Here is a 15768-nt window from a genome sequence, read left to right on the forward strand (position 1 = left end):
CATCCTCCCGAGTGTTCACAGCTGCTGGAAACAATACGGAATCGACGCGTTCGGTGCGGTTCAGCGGCGACCCGCGAAGAAGCCGGCGAGGAGCGCCGCGCATTCGGGTTCGCGCACGCCGCCGTGGACCTCCGGTTCGTGTCCGACGTGCGGATCGCGGGGAATGTCCCAGACCGACCCGCAGGCACCGAGCTTCGCATCCCACGCCCCGAACACGATGGTGCCGATGCGGGTCTGGAGGCACGCCCCCGCGCACATCGGGCATGGTTCGAGCGTGACGACGAGCGTGCAGTCAGCGAGGTTCCAATCGCCGCGGGATGCGGCGGCCTCACGCATCGCGATGATTTCGGCGTGGGCGAGCGGATCGCCGTCCACTTCACGCGTATTGAACCCCCGGCCGATGATTGCGCCGGTCGCCGTGTCGATCACCAACGCGCCGACCGGCACGTCGCCGGCGTCGCCCGCGCGACGGGCCAGCGCGAGCGCCTCCCCCATCTCCTTGTCGTATCGCATACCGCCCCCATCAGATGCCGGAATCGGCGTCGACCTGCATGACGTAGACGTTGCGGCGGAGCTCACGGGCCTGGGAGCGGGAGATGTCGCCGGCTTCGAGCATGTCCTGCACGATGCCGAGCTCAATCGCGTAGCTCTGCTTCTTGATCTCGTCGGCCTGCCCGAGCGCCACGGCGTTGCCCTCCACGTTCGGACGGGCCTTGAGCGATGCTTCCGCGCGACGGTAGTCGAGGATCAGCGCCGAGCAGAACTCCGTGTTGTACCGGTCGTAGCTCATCTCCTCGCCGAGCTTGTCGATCACATGGTCGATGGCCGCGACCTGCAGCACCCGCGTATGGGCGAAGATCTGGTCTTCGCTCACCAGCGGCGTGGTGCGGCGGATCTTGTTGATGGTGCGTTTGGCGAGGTTCGTCGTGCGGTGCCACCATCCGCGCAGACGCCCCTTGAGCTGCCAGCCGAGTCGTCCGGTCTCCGGACCGGCGGTCGTATGGCGCAGCGTGTTCATGATCTGGTCGAGCATGCGTTCGCACACTTCGACATTGAGCTCCTGCACCGCCTTGTCCGGATCGGGATGCGCCTTGATGTCGGCGAGACGGTCACGCACGAACTGCTTCTCCCATTTGAGCGCCTGAATCTGCAGCTCGCCGTAGCCCTGCGGGTCGATGGCGCCGAGACGATGCTTCAAACGGCTGATGCGCTTCGTATACGAGTCGATGACCATAAGCACCGCGCGACGGTTGTCGGGCGTGATGCGTCCAGTGAGTTCCTCGACGGTCCGGCGCAGCACTTCGATGGTGATCTCGTTGAGCTCGTTGCTGGCGTCCTTGTTGCGGTTGGGAGCGAGCAGCGGCAGGAGGAAGTTGGCGAGCAACAGCGTCACGATGATCACGCCGGACGCAATGAAGATGAGTTCGTCGCGCATCGGGAACTGTGTGCCGGCGGCGATGTAGTACGGGATGGTGAACATCAACGACAGGGTGATGGTGCCTTTGGCGCCGCCGAACGTCATCACCGCGGCGGACCGCCAACGTTCCGTCGTCATCCTGCGACGTTTGCCGGTGGCGACGTCGCGAGCGATGCGCAGCATCGCGGACACCCAGATGAACCTCAACACGATGACCACGCCAGTGACGAGCAGAATCATGCCGATGAGCAGCTTGTTGCTCACCCACGGGTCGGACCAGCTGGCGGTCATCGCACCGGGCAGCAGCATGCCGAGCAGGATGAACACGGCGCCGTTGAGCGTGAACGAGAGCACGCCCCACACGCTGGACGCGACGATGTTGGTGCGTGCCACGTTCGGACCGATGCCGGTGTGGTCGAATCGGATGAACAGTCCGGCGGCTACGACGGCGAGGATGCCGGAGACGTGGATCTCCTCCGCGCCCAGATACAGCAGGAACGGCAGGAACAGTTCCATGAGGATGCGCGTGGTGGTGGTCTCCCAGCCGAGCGACCGGATCGTCTCGAACAGCCAGTTGGCGACCATGCCGACGGCCAGACCGAACAGCGTGCCGCCGATGAACGAGACGACGAAGTCGCCGGCCGCCTCGCCAACGGCGAATCTGCCGGTCACGGCCGCTTCGAGCGCGAACTGGAAGCCGACGATGCCGGATGCGTCGTTGAACAATGATTCGCCTTTGAGCACGCCGCGTTGGCGCGCGGTGAGCGACGCCTCACGGCCGAGCGAGCTGACGGCGACCGCATCGGTGGGTCCGAGCGCCGCGCCGAGCGCGAGTGTCGCCGCCAATGGAATCACGGGCCATATCGCGTTGAGGATGAATCCGACCGCGGCCATCGTCGCGATGGCGAGGCCGATGGCGAGCGACAGGCTGAGCTTGAGCGTCTTGAGCAGTTCCGACTTGTCGATCTCGTGCGCTTCCAGATAGAGCAGCGGCGCGATGAACAGCACCATGAACACTTCAGGATTGAGTTCGACGTTGGGGAAGAACGGCAGGAGCGTCATGGCGGCGCCGAGCACGATCTGCACGAGCGGCGTGGACACTTTCGGGATGAATCGACTGAGGAACGACGACAGCACCACCGCTGCGATGATGCATAGAATCAGTTCGAGTACATCCATGGTATTCCGGTTCCTCCCGCCTTCTCTGCGCTGTCACGAGTATAGAAAACGGGTGGGGAAATCATATTTCGCGTGCGGCGTGACGCGCGTTCAGCGTGACGCGCGTACGGAATGACGCGCGTACGGAATGACGCGCGTACGGAATGACGCGCGTGCGGCGTACGAGTTCAGCGTACGCGCGTCGCCTTCATCGCGACGAACACGGAACGCACGAGCAGGACGCCCAGATACACGGTGAACATGATCGCGCCGGCGCGCGGCGTGACCGCGGCCGCCATCCACGTGCCGAGCGGCGCAGTGAGCGCGGCGACGACGCCGATCACCGCCGCCGCCTTCACGTGCACGAGATGCCGGCGCGTGTTCGCGATGGACGTGGTGATCGCGTTCGGGAACATGGCGAGCAACGACGTGCCGCGCGCGATCAGGTCGCTCGCGCCGAAGAGGATCGACAATGCGGGCACGCAGATCGCGCCGCCGCCGATGCCGAGCAGACCGGCCAGAATGCCGGCGATCACGCCGAACGCGACGAGGCCGATCACCGTGCCGACGCTCATCACGATGCGCGAATCACGCGACGGGTTCGACATGGCCTGATTGACCATGACGAACAGGAGGAACACGACGAACGCCCACCGCAGCACGAGTTCGGGCAGCTTGGACAGCAGCCATGAGCCGATCTGACCACCGACGAACATGCCACCGAACACGATGAGCGCGGCGATCCAATCCACGTCGCTTTCGAACGCGTAGGAAACGACGCCGGAGACGGCGGTGGGTACGATCGCCATCATCGATGTGGCGGCCGCGTGGCGCTGCGTGAGTCCGAGCCAGACGAGCGCCGGCACGATGACGGTGCCGCCGCCAATGCCGAACAATCCGGACAGAATGCCGACGGCCACGCCCACCACGGCCATGATGACGAGGCCGCGTGGGGATTCGTCGAGATGGTTCTCGTCCAAGGCGGATGCCGAAGGGACGGAGGTCGGAGCGGCGGAAACCGTGGAGGCCGAGGCCCCCGCTGCGGCGCTACCGGCTGCCGCCGGCGCGCCGGCATGGGATCGTTTGGCGTCTGTTGCTGCGTTCGCGTTCATACCGTCACTCTAAGCGCGATGAGACGAGCGAGACCGGCCGGTTTCCACTTGTTGTACGGTCACAGCACACCGGACGTGATGTCGTGGCCGAGCAGCCATTCGCGCAGGTCGGCGAGCTCTTCGAGACTCACGTTGTGGTCGAGCGCACGATAGCTCTTCGTGGTAAGCCACGTACGTTCGTTGAGCCACGCCTGTGCGGCGAACAGTTCGTACTTCGGCACAACCTCGTCGTTCTTGCCATACGTGTAGAACACGGGGATGTTGTAGCGTTCGATGAGCCCGTCGGCGGGCGCGGTGCCGGGCACAAGCCCCGGCGCGATGTACCCGGACAGCGAGATGACGGCCCGGTACCGTTTCGGGTTGACGCGCAGCAGATGGACCGCGAGCAGCCCGCCCTGTGCGAATCCGAGCGGCACGACCTCCCGCTCGTCCGGCAGATTGTTCGTCACCCATCGGTCAATCGATTGAGCCATCTCGTAGGCGGCACGGTCGAGATCCTCGCCGAACGGCACCTGTTCGCCGAACCAGGCGAACGCGCCGGGCGAATACGTGTTTCCGGCGGCGAGACGAATCGGCCCGCGCAGGCTCGCGAAATCGTTGTATGGCGCGATCTGACGCATGAGGTCGGCGAGTTCCATCTCGTTCGATCCCCATCCGTGCAGGCAGAGGAACAGCGGGTGCGTGGGGTGCGTGGCGCCTCCGCCGCGCGAGTATTGGGCGATGGTCAGATCAACGGTCATGATGGTTGCGCCTCGTCGCCCGAAGAGTCGCCGGAATCGTCGCCGGATGATTGCGTGGTGTTCACGGTGGTGAGCGTACCACCCCATTCGCGTTGCAGTATCGTCATGTTCTTTTCGCTGCCGAACGCGATCCACTGTCCGGTGCCGAGCGTGCGCCAATCGCCTTGCGCGCGCGCGTCGTCCGCATGTTCCTCCAGCAGCCCGGTGATCGTCGACGTAATCGCGCCGGCATACGTGTGCGCAGCAACGTCGGAGTCGAACGTGACGTACGCGACGCGCGTCGTGACGCAGACCGACGCGCTGTCGACGCCCGGATAACCGGCGACGTCGATGTCGTTCCAGCCGTCCGTGCAGGTGCCGGTGACGCGTTCGATGCCGAATTTCATGTTGTCGTCACTGCCGACCGGCGCCTCGTCGCGCACGACGGGACGGATCAGGCCGAGCGGGAACAGCACGCCGACGACCACGCCGAGTGCGAGCAGCAGCGCCGCGAGCACGAACGTGATGATGCCGCCGGACGCGACGCCACGACGGCTGGAACGTCGCGGCGTCGTCGCGCGCGCGATGATGACGAGAATGAACGTGACGGCGATAAGGGCGGCGCAGGTGCCGGCGATGAGGCGACCGGGCACCTTGCCGTCCGGATCGAGATACGCGGGGGCGAGTTCGTGCGCGGCGGAGGCGGCACCGAACGCGACGGCAAGCAGCCCGGTGAGCAGCGCGATCGCGGCGACCGTGCGACTGACGCCGCCGGGGCGATGACCGGCACGGAAGGTGGATTCGTGGGTGCGGCCGATGCGCGTACCGGGCGGCATCGGCACGGGAGGTGTGGCAGATTGCGGTGACTGGGATGCCGACCGTCCTCGCGGCCGATTCCGCCGTCTGTCCCGCCGTCGCTCGTCTCTTCCCTCGAAGAAATCGTATTCCTCGTCCTGCATGTCGTTTCCCCTTCGTGCCGACGTCTGCCATGTACCGCCTTGTGCCGGGCACCCATCGCCCGCCTCGTCCAGTCTACCGCGGTGTGGTGCGGTTCCGGGTCACGGTTTCGGCATGGTTTATGCACGGTTCGGGCCGGGCATGGCAGTCGAACGACTCGACCACCAGACACACAATTGGGCCTATAGCCCGCCCTTTCGGCAAAGGAAAACCCCGGTGGCGGGAACCACCGGGGCCAGAGAAAGGAGAGAGAAGAAGAAAGGTTCAGTTTTCGGGGCTTGCGCTCCATGCCAGCTTTCGTTGACAGTTCATAGATAACCATGTGATTCTGGGTTTACCGATGTGTTTGCCTGTGAGATTTCTGAGAATCGGAGGACGGCACACGTTGGGTGGTTCTCCCAGCGTCCCAGATTCGGGAAACGAATGGCTTCATCCGGGATTCCTGACGCTGAGTCATTCCCAGCGTCCCAGATTCGGGAGAACGGCCCCGTCGTCCGGGATTTGTGACGCTGAGTCATTCCCAGCGTCATATATCCCGGAGATGAGCGGCTTCGTCCGGATTTTGGGATGCTGAGCCCTTCTCAGCGTCCCGGATTCGGGAGAACGGCCCCGTCGTCCGGGATTTGTGACGCTCAGTCTCTCCCAGCGTCACATATCCCGGAGATGAGCGGCTTCGTCCGGGATTTCTGACGCTAGGGATGGGCGGCCGGGCTGGGAGCGACCTCCCGGGGTGATGCGGGAGGCCGGCCTTCGAACCTGGGGATATCCCTGTGCTCCACAACGCTGTGCGGGAATCGTGTTGTGGCACGGTGGTGCGCCACAACACGGTTGTGGAAGGCGGTTCGTGGGAGTTGTGGCGCGTTATGGGGGTCCTTCTGCTCCACGACTCGTGGTGGGAACGATACCGGCGGATGTTGTGGAGCAGTCCCGCTCCACAACAGGAGCGGAATCCGGGATTCCTGGGAGTTGTGGCGCACTTTACAGGTCGGGACACCGAAAACAGGGGTTTTCGCGGGGGTCGCGGCGGGAGGCCGCTCCACAACAGGCTCTCCGGCACGTGTTGTGGAGCAGCCCCGTCCGGGACACGGGACGTAGGACGCAGAGTATGGGACATAAGGTGCGGGAAGCGGGGTATGGGGAGCCGCGCGCCGCACGCGCCCGCCGCACGTACCCTGAAACGGCCGGCCCACGTCTGAACGACCAGCCGGCCCACGTCTGCAAACGGCCGGCCCCGCGCCCGAAACGGCCAGCCTCATGCTGGCGGACGCATCGGATTCCAATCCGCGACCACCCTCCGGCGCTGCGCGCCACCTCCCGCCAGCGGGAGGAAGATACGAAGGCTGCGACCGCATGGCCCGACACCACGGCGCCTCCAGCCACGACCACCCTCCGGCACCGCAATCTCTTCGCCCCCGCCGGCGGGGGGCTCCCGGCGTGAGCCGGGTGGGGGTGGTTACGCCAACGACACCACCGGCATCAACCGAACACAACGGCAACGCACCATCGCAAACCACCCTCCGACGCTACGCGCCACCTCCCGCCAGCGGGAGGGAGAGAAGAGGGCCGTGCCACCTGATCCGATGCTACGGCACTTCCAGCTCGCGACTACCTTCCGGCGTTGCACGCCACCTCCCACCTACCGCACCGCGATCTCTTCGTCCCGCCGGCGGGGGCTCCCGGCGTGAGCCGGGTGGGGGTGGTTACGCCAACGACACCACCGGCATCAACCGAACACAACGGCAACGCACCATCGCAAACCACCCTCCGACGCTACGCGCCACCTCCCGCCAGCAGGAGGAAGATAAGAAGGCGGCAACCGCATGGCCCGGCACCACGGCGCTCCCGGCCCGCAGACCACCCTCCGACACCACGGCGCCTCCAGCCGAGACAACCCTCCGACACCACGATCTCTTCGCCCCCGCCGGCGGGGGCTCCCGGCATAAGCCGGGTGGGGGTGGTTACGCCAACGACACCACCGGCATCAGCCAAACACGACGGCAACGCACCATCGCAAACCACCCTCCGACGCTACGCGCCACCTCCCGCCAGCAGGAGGAAGATAAGAAGGCGGCAACCGCATGGCCCGGCACCACAGCATCCCCAGGCCGCGACCACCCCCGGCACCACGGCGCTCCCGGCCCGCGACCACCCTCCGGCACTGCGCGCCACCTCCCGCCAGCGGGAGGGAAATCAGCATCGCAGCCGCATGGGGCCATGCGCACCACAGCAATGCGAAGCACCTGTTTTGGGTGGGCGCTAGTCTTGTGGGCGGTATCACATTCGTAGTATTTCGTCCGTGAGGAGCTTTCATGCTGCTGTCCGACCGCGACATTCTGGCCGCGCAGGCCGATGGGCATATCTCGCTCGACCCGTGGACCCCGGAGATGGTCCAGCCCGCCTCGATCGACGTGCGGCTCGACCGGTTCTTCCGCCTGTTCAACAACCACGCCTACACCTACGTCGACCCGTCTGAGAACCAGGGCGCGCTCACCGAGGAGTTCGCCGTCGACCCGGACGAGCCGTGGATCCTGCATCCGGGCGAGTTCGCGCTCGGTGCCACGTGGGAGTACGTCAAGCTCGACGCGACGATCGCCGCGCGTCTGGAGGGCAAGAGCTCGCTGGGCCGTCTCGGCATCCTCACCCATTCGACCGCCGGCTTCATCGATCCGGGCTTCGAGGGACATATCACGTTGGAGTTGTCGAACGTCTCGACGCTGCCGGTGAAGCTGTGGCCGGGCATGAAAATCGGCCAAATGTGCTTCTTCCAGCTGAGCTCCCCCGCCGAGCATCCGTACGGTTCCGCCGGCGTCGGCTCGCACTATCAGGGTCAGCGCGGCCCGACGCCGAGCCGTTCCTACGAGCATTTCTACCGCGCTCACATCGACGACTGACGTGCGCGGACGTCCCGCCTGCACGTGCGAACCGCGCGGACGGGACGTCTGTCGCTCATCCGCGATGACGCGTGATCACGCGACGGTACGCGACCATCGACGCATGACCGATGACGGCCATCGTTACGATGAATATCGTTACTATGAATGAAGAGAGACAGCGATGCGAGACGTATACGGGCGTATACGGGATTGAGGAGACGCGATGACCGACCCGAGCGGTGAATTCCAATTCGACTTCCAGAAGAAAGCCCCGCAACAGCCGGCGACGACGCCGACCACACCCCGGATGCAGCCGGCCGTGGCGCAACAGCCCGTCGCACAGCCCGTTGTGCAACCCGTGACGCAGCAGGCCAGTCAATTCGCGCAGCAGACCATGCAACCCCAGCCGTCCGTGCAGCCCGCCCAGTTCACTCAGTCTGTCCAGTACGTGCAACCTGCGCAGACCGTGCAGGTCGCGCAACCCGTGCAGGTGCAGCAGACCGTGCAACCGGGGCAGTTCACTCAGCCGGGGCAGTTCACTCAGCCGGGGCAGTTCGCGCAGACCGATCAGCCGGGATTCGCCGGAGGCACGAGCACGACCGTACCGCGCCATGGACGCCATTCGGCGCCGGCAGCGCCCAACCTCGAAGGCACCTCGATCGGGGAATCCACGCAGGCATTCGACCCTCTGAAGGAGTTCGAGGAGCCGGCGGCACCGCAACCGACCGCGTCACCGATCGCGCAACCGATGCAGCCCGTTGCACAACAGCCCACTCAGCCCGTCATGCAGCAGCCCGTCATGCAGCAGCCGACCGAACAGCCGGTGATGACGCAGCCCACGCAACCATTCACGCAACCGATGCAACAACCCACGCAGGCGTTCAACCCACTGCAGCCGATGTCGGCCCCCATGCAGGAGCAGGCGACGCAGGCATTCACGCAACCGATGCAGCAGCCGGTCATGTCACAACCGATGCCTCCGACGATGAACCAACCGACGCAAGCCATGCCGATGACCACGACGGCGGCCCCCGCGCAGATGCAGTCCGTCGATCAGCCCACGCAGGCGTTCAACCCGCTGCAGCCGGCCGCGGCCCTCGCGCAGACGCAGTCTACACAGGCCACGCAGGTCTACGCGCAACCACAGCCGGCGGCGGGACAGGCCGAGGTGTTCGGCGAGCAGGCCACGATGGCCTTCCCCGCGGCGCAACCGTTCGGGCAGCCGCAACCGCTCACCGGAGTCGAACAGTCGACGACGGCCATGGGCGTCGCAGCGCAGCCCGAACCCGCAGAAGCCGCCACGCAGGTGTTCACCCCGGAGATGCTGGAGCAAGCCGAGCAGGAGGCACGTTCGGCGCAATCATCACCGACCGCTATGCCTCCCTCCATCGCACCGGACGATGATGACGAAGACGAAGACGACGAGACCGACGACGGCAAGACGACAGGCCGTCGCAGCGGACGGAAACTGCCGAACGGGAAGATCGTCGGCATCGTCGTCGCCGTGATCGCCGCGATCGCGCTGATTGTCGGCGGCGTGCTGTTCTACCGCGCGAACAGCGGCAAGATCCTGTACGCCGCGTGCACGAACGCGGAGAACAAGACCAACGACGAGCTGAAGACGTTGCAGACCAAGGTGACCGAAGCGCAGCAGACCGTCGCGAACACGGACAGCAGCCAGGTGGCGGACGCGAATACGCTCACCACGCTCAACCAGACGATCACCGATGCGCAGAACGTCAAGACGGACGCCACCTGCTCGGCGGACATGTCCAAGGACGACCTGAAGTCGAACACGCAGAAGTTCAAGGACACGCGCAAGCAGGCGAAGGAGATGGAGTCGAAGATCGACGACGCCGAGAAGGCCGTGAGCGACAGCAAGGGCTCGCAGACCTCGAATACGCTGAAGTCCGACCTCAACAGTTCGATCGCGAACGCGCAGAGCCTGCTCAACAACTCCGCCGGACAGGTGGCCGACGAAAGCACGCGCAGCTCCCTGCAGAGCGCCATCACCAACGCGAACAACGTGGCCGGCCAGTCGAACCCGTCCGAATCGGATGTGAACAACGCGAAGTCGCAGCTGGAGAAGGCGATGTCCGACGTGAACGCGTCGATGTCCGCCAAGCAACAGGCCGACGCCCAGGCGCAGCAGCAGGCCCAACAGCAGCAGAACCAGCGGCAGCCGCAGAGCCAGAACAACTCCGGATCGTCCTCCGGCACCAACGGCGGCGCCGGCAGTGATTCCGGAACCGGTTCGGATGCCGGCAGCGGCGATTCCGACGCCACCGTCAGCGGCTCGAACTGACTGGATTTCCGCCGGCTTGTAGTCATCCGTCCACAAAAAGGAGGAAATCCCGCTCGCAGACATAGACGGATGGCTATATTGACCGGTATGACCGACGAATCCAAGCACCAGACGACGTCCAGCGCGACCGCGTTCACACCAGTACGACTTGGCGTCGTCGACAATGACCGGATGACGTTGAACTTCATGGTGAAGATCATGCCGCAATGGCTTCCCGGTACGCAGGTGTTGTGGTATACGGTCTCCGGCGGCGACGCGGCACGCCGTTGCGTGGATCCCGAGCTTGCCCCGGATATGCTGCTGCTGGACATGTCGCTGGGCTTCGATGTCAACGGCCTCGACGTGACCAAACGTATCCGTTATGAGACCAGTAATGTGCCGATTCTCGGCATCACCTCGTACAGTCTGCGTCATTATGCGGCCCCGCTGGCGGAGGCGGGCGCCCAAGGACTGGTCACCAAATCGGATACATCCATGTTGGTGCAGGGATACAACGCCCTCGTGCACGGCGGCGTGTTCAGTCCCGTGGAGGGAGTGCGATTCGATACCTCGATTGACGCCCACAGTCGTCTCATCGCCAGCGGACCTGAGAACCGTCCCAAGCTCAGCGCGCAGGAAACGCAGATTATGAACCTGCTGATCGAAGGTAACAAATACGCGCAAATCGCCGAATCCTTCGGAGTCAGTGAATCATCGATCCGAACGCAGACGCATCGCGCGGTGAGGAAATTGGGCGCACATACGCTCAGCCAGGCCATCGCCATCTGGGTAAGGGAGGCTTGGCGGTGAACATACTGTCACCACTGATGCGCCGAGCACGGAAGCGTGTACAGGCCCACCGGTTCGTCATCGTTACGGCTGTCTGCGGAATCATGGGTATCCTGCTGGGCACTGCCATCGACGATGGAACGGGATCCCATCAAACATATGGCCTGATATGCACTGGCTTGATGTTAGCGGGAATGGCCGTTGTCATCATATGGAATACCACTGTCGGCGTCTCCGTTGCTCTTATCGCGTATCTATGCAGTCAGTTCATCAATACCGGAATGGAATTCTGCAAAATGGTGGTGTTGGTATGTTCCATGCTTATTGTGAGCTACTCAGCCAAGCGGGCATTCGTGCCAGCAGTGCTTTCTCTTGTTATGTTCATCGTATTGGTCTGGCGACTGAGCGGGGATGGAGGCACCATTGACGGGTTCGATGCAGCCATCGCATTCTGCTTCTGTTTCATCCCATACTTTGCTTCTCGGCTTGCTCTCACTCAGGCACGGGAAAACTCCCTCACAGTAGAACGACTGCAACTGCGACAGGCCGAACAGGAATTGGCCATACAGAGAAGAGACAATCAGCTGTCCCGTCAAATCCATGATGCAGTATCCAACGATCTTTCCCGGATCATCATGCTGGCCGATTCACATCGTGATGATCCGAATTATGGCGAGATAACGGAACGGGCCCGGGAAGCATTACGTCAAGTCCACTGTGTCATTGACCTTTTAGACTCTCATCCGGCAACAAGTTCATCGACGGACAACCCCACCGAAGTGAACACATCTGAGACTTCGCTGCATGAAGCGATCAAGAAGGAATGCCAACACTGGGACGAGGAACTGCATCAAGCGGATTTCCTCGGGACCTCAACCGTACTCGGCGAAGGCAGCTTGGACAAGCGACGCGAGCAATGTATCCGCACGACAGTGCAGGAGGCATACACCAACATTCTTCGTCATTGCTCAGCGCACGATGACGAGTATTCCATGACCATACGCATCAGTGAGGCAGGGGTACGTATCATGCAAACCAATTCCTGCAGACACGGCGTGCAATCCGTAAGAGGCGTTCCCTCGGGAAAGGGACTGAAGTTGCATCGTGATGAGGTTTATGCCCTAGGCGGCCAATTCATCACCTCATATGAAGATGGAACGTGGCTGCTGAACGTGTATGTCCCCGCCGCTCCCGCCATACGGGAAGAATGACTCCGAAACCGTCATCCACCCCAACTGGACCACAAGCAAAGGAGAATGAAAATGATTCCAACGCCCAATGACCAAGCAACGCATTATGCGGCACTCTCCACTGAAGAATTGGCTGAATGCAACGGTGGCCGCAGAAATCGCCTAATCGAAGTGCTTCACAGACTATTCGCATAAAACGTCTGTGGAACATCAGCCTTCCCAGCCGCCCATTTGTCAACAACTGTCGATTCTCGGTAAAACCGGTGGACAATCGTTGTCGAATCGACCGGAATCTTGAATATTCCACCGCTTTCCGTGGTGGACTACATGCAGGTTCATACCAGAACCCGCATGTATTCCACCACGGAAAGGTCATGTCATGAGCGAATTCAAGCAGCTCGACAACAAGTCTCTGGCGAACATCGAGGGAGGCAGGGGCAGCTGGGCCTATGCGGCCGGCAACTGGTTCGGCCGTCAGTTCGTCCGCACCTACACGCATGGCACCTACGGTATCCAGTACTCCCCTGTCGCCACTCCGCTTCCGCGTTGGCGCTGAACCGTCCATCGAAGGAGATCGCAATGGACAGCCATCATTTCCACGAATTGTCGCAAAAGGATCTCGCCGCCTGTGAGGGCGGGCGCGTTCCGTGGGCCCCCATCGGCTGGGTCATTGATTTCGGCCGGGGATTCTTCCACGGATTCGGTTCCGAATTGAAAAAGCATAGGTGATACACATGAATTCCATCCGTCTGTTCTTCAAACCATTCTGGCTGCGTTTCTCCCTCATCGCATATGCGATCTGGTGGGTGGACGCATGGCAGAATTTCCTCACCACGGGGAAACATCTTGACGATGTCCTATGGGATGCCGTCATTCTGCTGATCTTCATCGTCGGCCGGCTGATCGACATGCATCTGGAACGGAAGAAAACGAAGCCGCAGGCGGATGCGCAGTGACGATATCGACTCACGATGTAGACGGGCGTCCACAGAACAGTGGTTTCTGTGGACGCCCGTCTACATTTCACCCCGCCGCCGCTCTCCAGCAGTCATCTCACAGTTGAATAGGCGTCGACAAACATAGACATCAGTCATCAACCGTAATGGAGGCAACACGTGCCACATCGGTATGCCTACGTGCCGCAGGTGGATATGCGCGACTGCGGCGTGGCCGCACTGGCCACAGTGGCGAAGCATTACGGCTCCGAATACTCATTGGCGCACCTACGGGAACTCGCGAAGACGGACAGGAACGGCACCACGGCGCTCGGCATCGTCGAAGCTGCCAAACGCATCGGCTTCGAGACCAAGGCGATTCGAGCCGACATGACCCTCTTCGACATGGACGACATCCCGTACCCGTTCATCGCGCACATCCTCAAGGACGGCAAGCTCCTTCACTATGTCGTCGTCTACAATGCCACGGATAGCCATCTTGTCGTCGCCGACCCGGATCCGCAGACAGGCATTCATAAGGTAGACAAGCGGGATTTCAAACGTGAGTGGTCAGGCGTGGCTCTCTTCATCGCCCCCACGCCACGTTACCGGCCGAAGAAGGACAGGAAAGCCGGATTATGGAGCTTCACGCCATTGTTGGTGAAGAACCGTCAGATCATCGCGAACATCGTAATCGCCGCACTGCTCGTCACCATCATCACCCTCGCCGGATCCTACTACCTGCAAAGCCTGATCGACACGTACATCCCCTCAGGCATGTCCTCAACACTCGGTGTCGTATCACTGGGGCTCGTCATCGCATACATCCTCCAACAAGTGCTCTCCTATGCGAGACAATACCTGCTCACGATCCTCGGCCAACGACTCACCATCGACGTCGTGCTCTCCTACATCAGGCACGTGTTCGAGCTACCGATGAGCTTCTTCTCCACACGTCGCACCGGCGAGATCATCTCCCGATTCACCGACGCGAACTCGATTATCGACGCGCTGGCAAGCACCGTCATCTCCATGTTTCTCGACATCGGCACCGTAATCATCATCGGTGTCGCACTCGGGATGCAAAACACATCTCTGTTTCTGATGACTCTCACCGCACTGCCGATCTACGCCATCATCATCCTCGTCTTCGTCAAACCGTTCGAACGCATGAATAACGACATGATGCAAGCCAACGCAATCGTCAGCTCATCGATCATCGAAGACATCAACGGCATCGAGACCATCAAGGCGTTGACCAGCGAACAGGAACGATACGAACGTATCGACAGGGAATTCATCGCCTACCTGAACAAATCCTTCGACTACGACAAACTTGAGAACCTTCAGGAGGCTCTCAAGACCGGCGCACGACTTCTGCTCAACATCGCTGTACTGTGGATGGGATCGCGCCTCGTCATGGACAACACCATCAGTGTCGGCCAACTCGTGACCTACAACACACTGCTCGGATGCTTCACCGACCCCATGCTCAACATCATCAATCTGCAGACCAAACTGCAATCCGCCAGAGTCGCCAACAACCGCCTCAATGAGGTATTCCGCGTCGAATCGGAACGCCGGATCAATCAGGTCATCACCGACCCACGGCAACTTGACGGACCGATACGATTCGACCACGTATCCTATCGCTTCGGATATGGACGAGACACGCTCTCCGACATTAATCTTACCGTCGAGACAGGCGAGAAGCTCGCCGTCGTCGGTACGAGCGGATCCGGAAAGACCACGCTGGCCAAATTGCTTGTCGGTTTCTACGACGCGACGGACGGTGAAGTACGCATCGGCAATGCCGGCGTCGAACAGGTGAACCGAAGCACCCTGCGTAGGTATGTGAACTATCTGCCGCAGGAACCGTACATCTTCTCCGGCACGGTCATGGACAATCTCACGCTCGGCGCACGCCCGGACATCACGCAGGACGACATCATGCGGGCCGTGGAATCGGCCGAGATACGACATGACATCGAACATATGCCGATGGGATACGCCACCGAACTCTCCAGCGAGGCTTCGCCGATATCCGGTGGACAGAAGCAACGCATCGCACTGGCACGCGCATTACTCACCGATGCTCAGGTGCTGATACTCGACGAAGCGACCAGCGCACTCGATATGGCCACGGAGAAACGCATCATCAACAACCTGCTGAAGCTCGACAAGACCATCATCTTCATCGCGCACCGGCTCAACGTCGCCAAACGATGCGAATCCATTCTTGTGATGGAGGACGGACACATCATCGAGCACGGTACCCATGACGAACTCATGGCCGCACACGAACGCTACTACCACCTGTTCCAGGACTGAACA

The 15768-nt window shown here is 62.1% G+C and carries 13 protein-coding genes; 8 read left to right on the forward strand and 5 right to left on the reverse strand.

Annotated elements, in window-relative coordinates; all coding sequences use genetic code 11:
- Positions 1 to 60: 60 nt before the first annotated feature.
- The 5 genes from AC1AYR_RS07120 to AC1AYR_RS07140 form a co-directional block, all read right to left on the reverse strand.
- A complete protein-coding gene (locus tag AC1AYR_RS07120) occupies positions 61 to 513 on the reverse strand; it encodes a nucleoside deaminase (protein WP_476512100.1) in 453 nt (150 codons plus the stop codon).
- A gap of 10 nt (positions 514 to 523) precedes the next feature.
- Positions 524 to 2596: a Na+/H+ antiporter gene (locus AC1AYR_RS07125; protein ID WP_476512101.1), complete on the reverse strand. Its 2073-nt coding sequence runs from the start codon at positions 2594 to 2596 to the stop codon at positions 524 to 526.
- 167 nt (positions 2597 to 2763) lie between these two features.
- Positions 2764 to 3687, reverse strand: a complete 924-nt coding sequence (locus AC1AYR_RS07130) for a sulfite exporter TauE/SafE family protein (protein ID WP_476512102.1) — start codon at positions 3685 to 3687, stop codon at positions 2764 to 2766.
- Positions 3688 to 3746: 59 nt separating this feature from the next.
- The gene (locus AC1AYR_RS07135) at positions 3747 to 4427 is read right to left on the reverse strand and encodes an alpha/beta hydrolase (protein ID WP_476512103.1); all 681 of its coding nucleotides are present in this window, start codon (positions 4425 to 4427) and stop codon (positions 3747 to 3749) included.
- A complete protein-coding gene (locus AC1AYR_RS07140; RefSeq protein ID WP_476555152.1) occupies positions 4424 to 5242 on the reverse strand; it encodes a hypothetical protein in 819 nt (272 codons plus the stop codon). The genes AC1AYR_RS07135 and AC1AYR_RS07140 overlap by 4 nt, the downstream gene beginning before the upstream one ends.
- Positions 5243 to 7672: 2430 nt before the next feature.
- On the opposite strand from AC1AYR_RS07140, the gene dcd reads away from it, so the two are divergent.
- The 8 genes from dcd (at position 7673) to AC1AYR_RS07180 (ending at position 15765) form a co-directional block, all read left to right on the forward strand.
- Complete coding sequence (gene dcd / locus AC1AYR_RS07145; protein ID WP_034525725.1) at positions 7673 to 8254, forward strand: dCTP deaminase; 582 nt, start codon at positions 7673 to 7675, stop codon at positions 8252 to 8254.
- A 205-nt stretch (positions 8255 to 8459) separates the two neighbouring features.
- Complete coding sequence (locus tag AC1AYR_RS07150) at positions 8460 to 10541, forward strand: FIVAR domain-containing protein (protein WP_476512105.1); 2082 nt, start codon at positions 8460 to 8462, stop codon at positions 10539 to 10541.
- 87 nt (positions 10542 to 10628) lie between these two features.
- Positions 10629 to 11330 carry a response regulator gene (locus AC1AYR_RS07155; protein WP_476512106.1) on the forward strand — a complete coding sequence of 234 codons (702 nt, stop codon included), beginning with the start codon at positions 10629 to 10631 and terminating at the stop codon, positions 11328 to 11330.
- A gap of 83 nt (positions 11331 to 11413) precedes the next feature.
- Positions 11414 to 12520, forward strand: coding sequence for a sensor histidine kinase (locus AC1AYR_RS07160; RefSeq protein WP_476512107.1), 1107 nt, complete (start codon positions 11414 to 11416; stop codon positions 12518 to 12520).
- Positions 12521 to 12878: 358 nt separating this feature from the next.
- Positions 12879 to 13055, forward strand: a complete 177-nt coding sequence (locus AC1AYR_RS07165; RefSeq protein WP_476512108.1) for a bacteriocin — start codon at positions 12879 to 12881, stop codon at positions 13053 to 13055.
- 23 nt (positions 13056 to 13078) lie between these two features.
- Positions 13079 to 13228, forward strand: coding sequence for a hypothetical protein (locus AC1AYR_RS07170; protein ID WP_476512109.1), 150 nt, complete (start codon positions 13079 to 13081; stop codon positions 13226 to 13228).
- A 5-nt stretch (positions 13229 to 13233) separates the two neighbouring features.
- Positions 13234 to 13455, forward strand: coding sequence for a hypothetical protein (locus AC1AYR_RS07175; RefSeq protein WP_476512110.1), 222 nt, complete (start codon positions 13234 to 13236; stop codon positions 13453 to 13455).
- Between the two features lie 159 nt (positions 13456 to 13614).
- On the forward strand, positions 13615 to 15765 hold the full coding sequence (locus AC1AYR_RS07180) for a peptide cleavage/export ABC transporter (protein WP_476512111.1): 2151 nt from the start codon (positions 13615 to 13617) through the stop codon (positions 15763 to 15765).
- Positions 15766 to 15768 lie beyond the last annotated feature (3 nt).

The organism is Bifidobacterium sp. LH_417, assembly GCF_056357035.1.

Excerpts from the sequence above, each read along its gene's own strand:
- AC1AYR_RS07125 (WP_476512101.1), bottom strand. The coding sequence starts at position 2,596 with ATGGATGTACTCGAACTGATTCTATGCATCATCGCAGCGGTGGTGCTG.
- AC1AYR_RS07170 (WP_476512109.1), top strand. The coding sequence starts at position 13,079 with ATGGACAGCCATCATTTCCACGAATTGTCGCAAAAGGATCTCGCCGCC.
- AC1AYR_RS07150 (WP_476512105.1), top strand. The coding sequence starts at position 8,460 with ATGACCGACCCGAGCGGTGAATTCCAATTCGACTTCCAGAAGAAAGCC.
- AC1AYR_RS07130 (WP_476512102.1), bottom strand. The coding sequence starts at position 3,687 with ATGAACGCGAACGCAGCAACAGACGCCAAACGATCCCATGCCGGCGCG.
- AC1AYR_RS07175 (WP_476512110.1), top strand. The coding sequence starts at position 13,234 with ATGAATTCCATCCGTCTGTTCTTCAAACCATTCTGGCTGCGTTTCTCC.
- AC1AYR_RS07160 (WP_476512107.1), top strand. The coding sequence starts at position 11,414 with ATGGGTATCCTGCTGGGCACTGCCATCGACGATGGAACGGGATCCCAT.
- AC1AYR_RS07155 (WP_476512106.1), top strand. The coding sequence starts at position 10,629 with ATGACCGACGAATCCAAGCACCAGACGACGTCCAGCGCGACCGCGTTC.
- AC1AYR_RS07120 (WP_476512100.1), bottom strand. The coding sequence starts at position 513 with ATGCGATACGACAAGGAGATGGGGGAGGCGCTCGCGCTGGCCCGTCGC.
- AC1AYR_RS07140 (WP_476555152.1), bottom strand. The coding sequence starts at position 5,242 with ATGCCGCCCGGTACGCGCATCGGCCGCACCCACGAATCCACCTTCCGT.
- dcd (WP_034525725.1), top strand. The coding sequence starts at position 7,673 with ATGCTGCTGTCCGACCGCGACATTCTGGCCGCGCAGGCCGATGGGCAT.
- AC1AYR_RS07165 (WP_476512108.1), top strand. The coding sequence starts at position 12,879 with ATGAGCGAATTCAAGCAGCTCGACAACAAGTCTCTGGCGAACATCGAG.
- AC1AYR_RS07135 (WP_476512103.1), bottom strand. The coding sequence starts at position 4,427 with ATGACCGTTGATCTGACCATCGCCCAATACTCGCGCGGCGGAGGCGCC.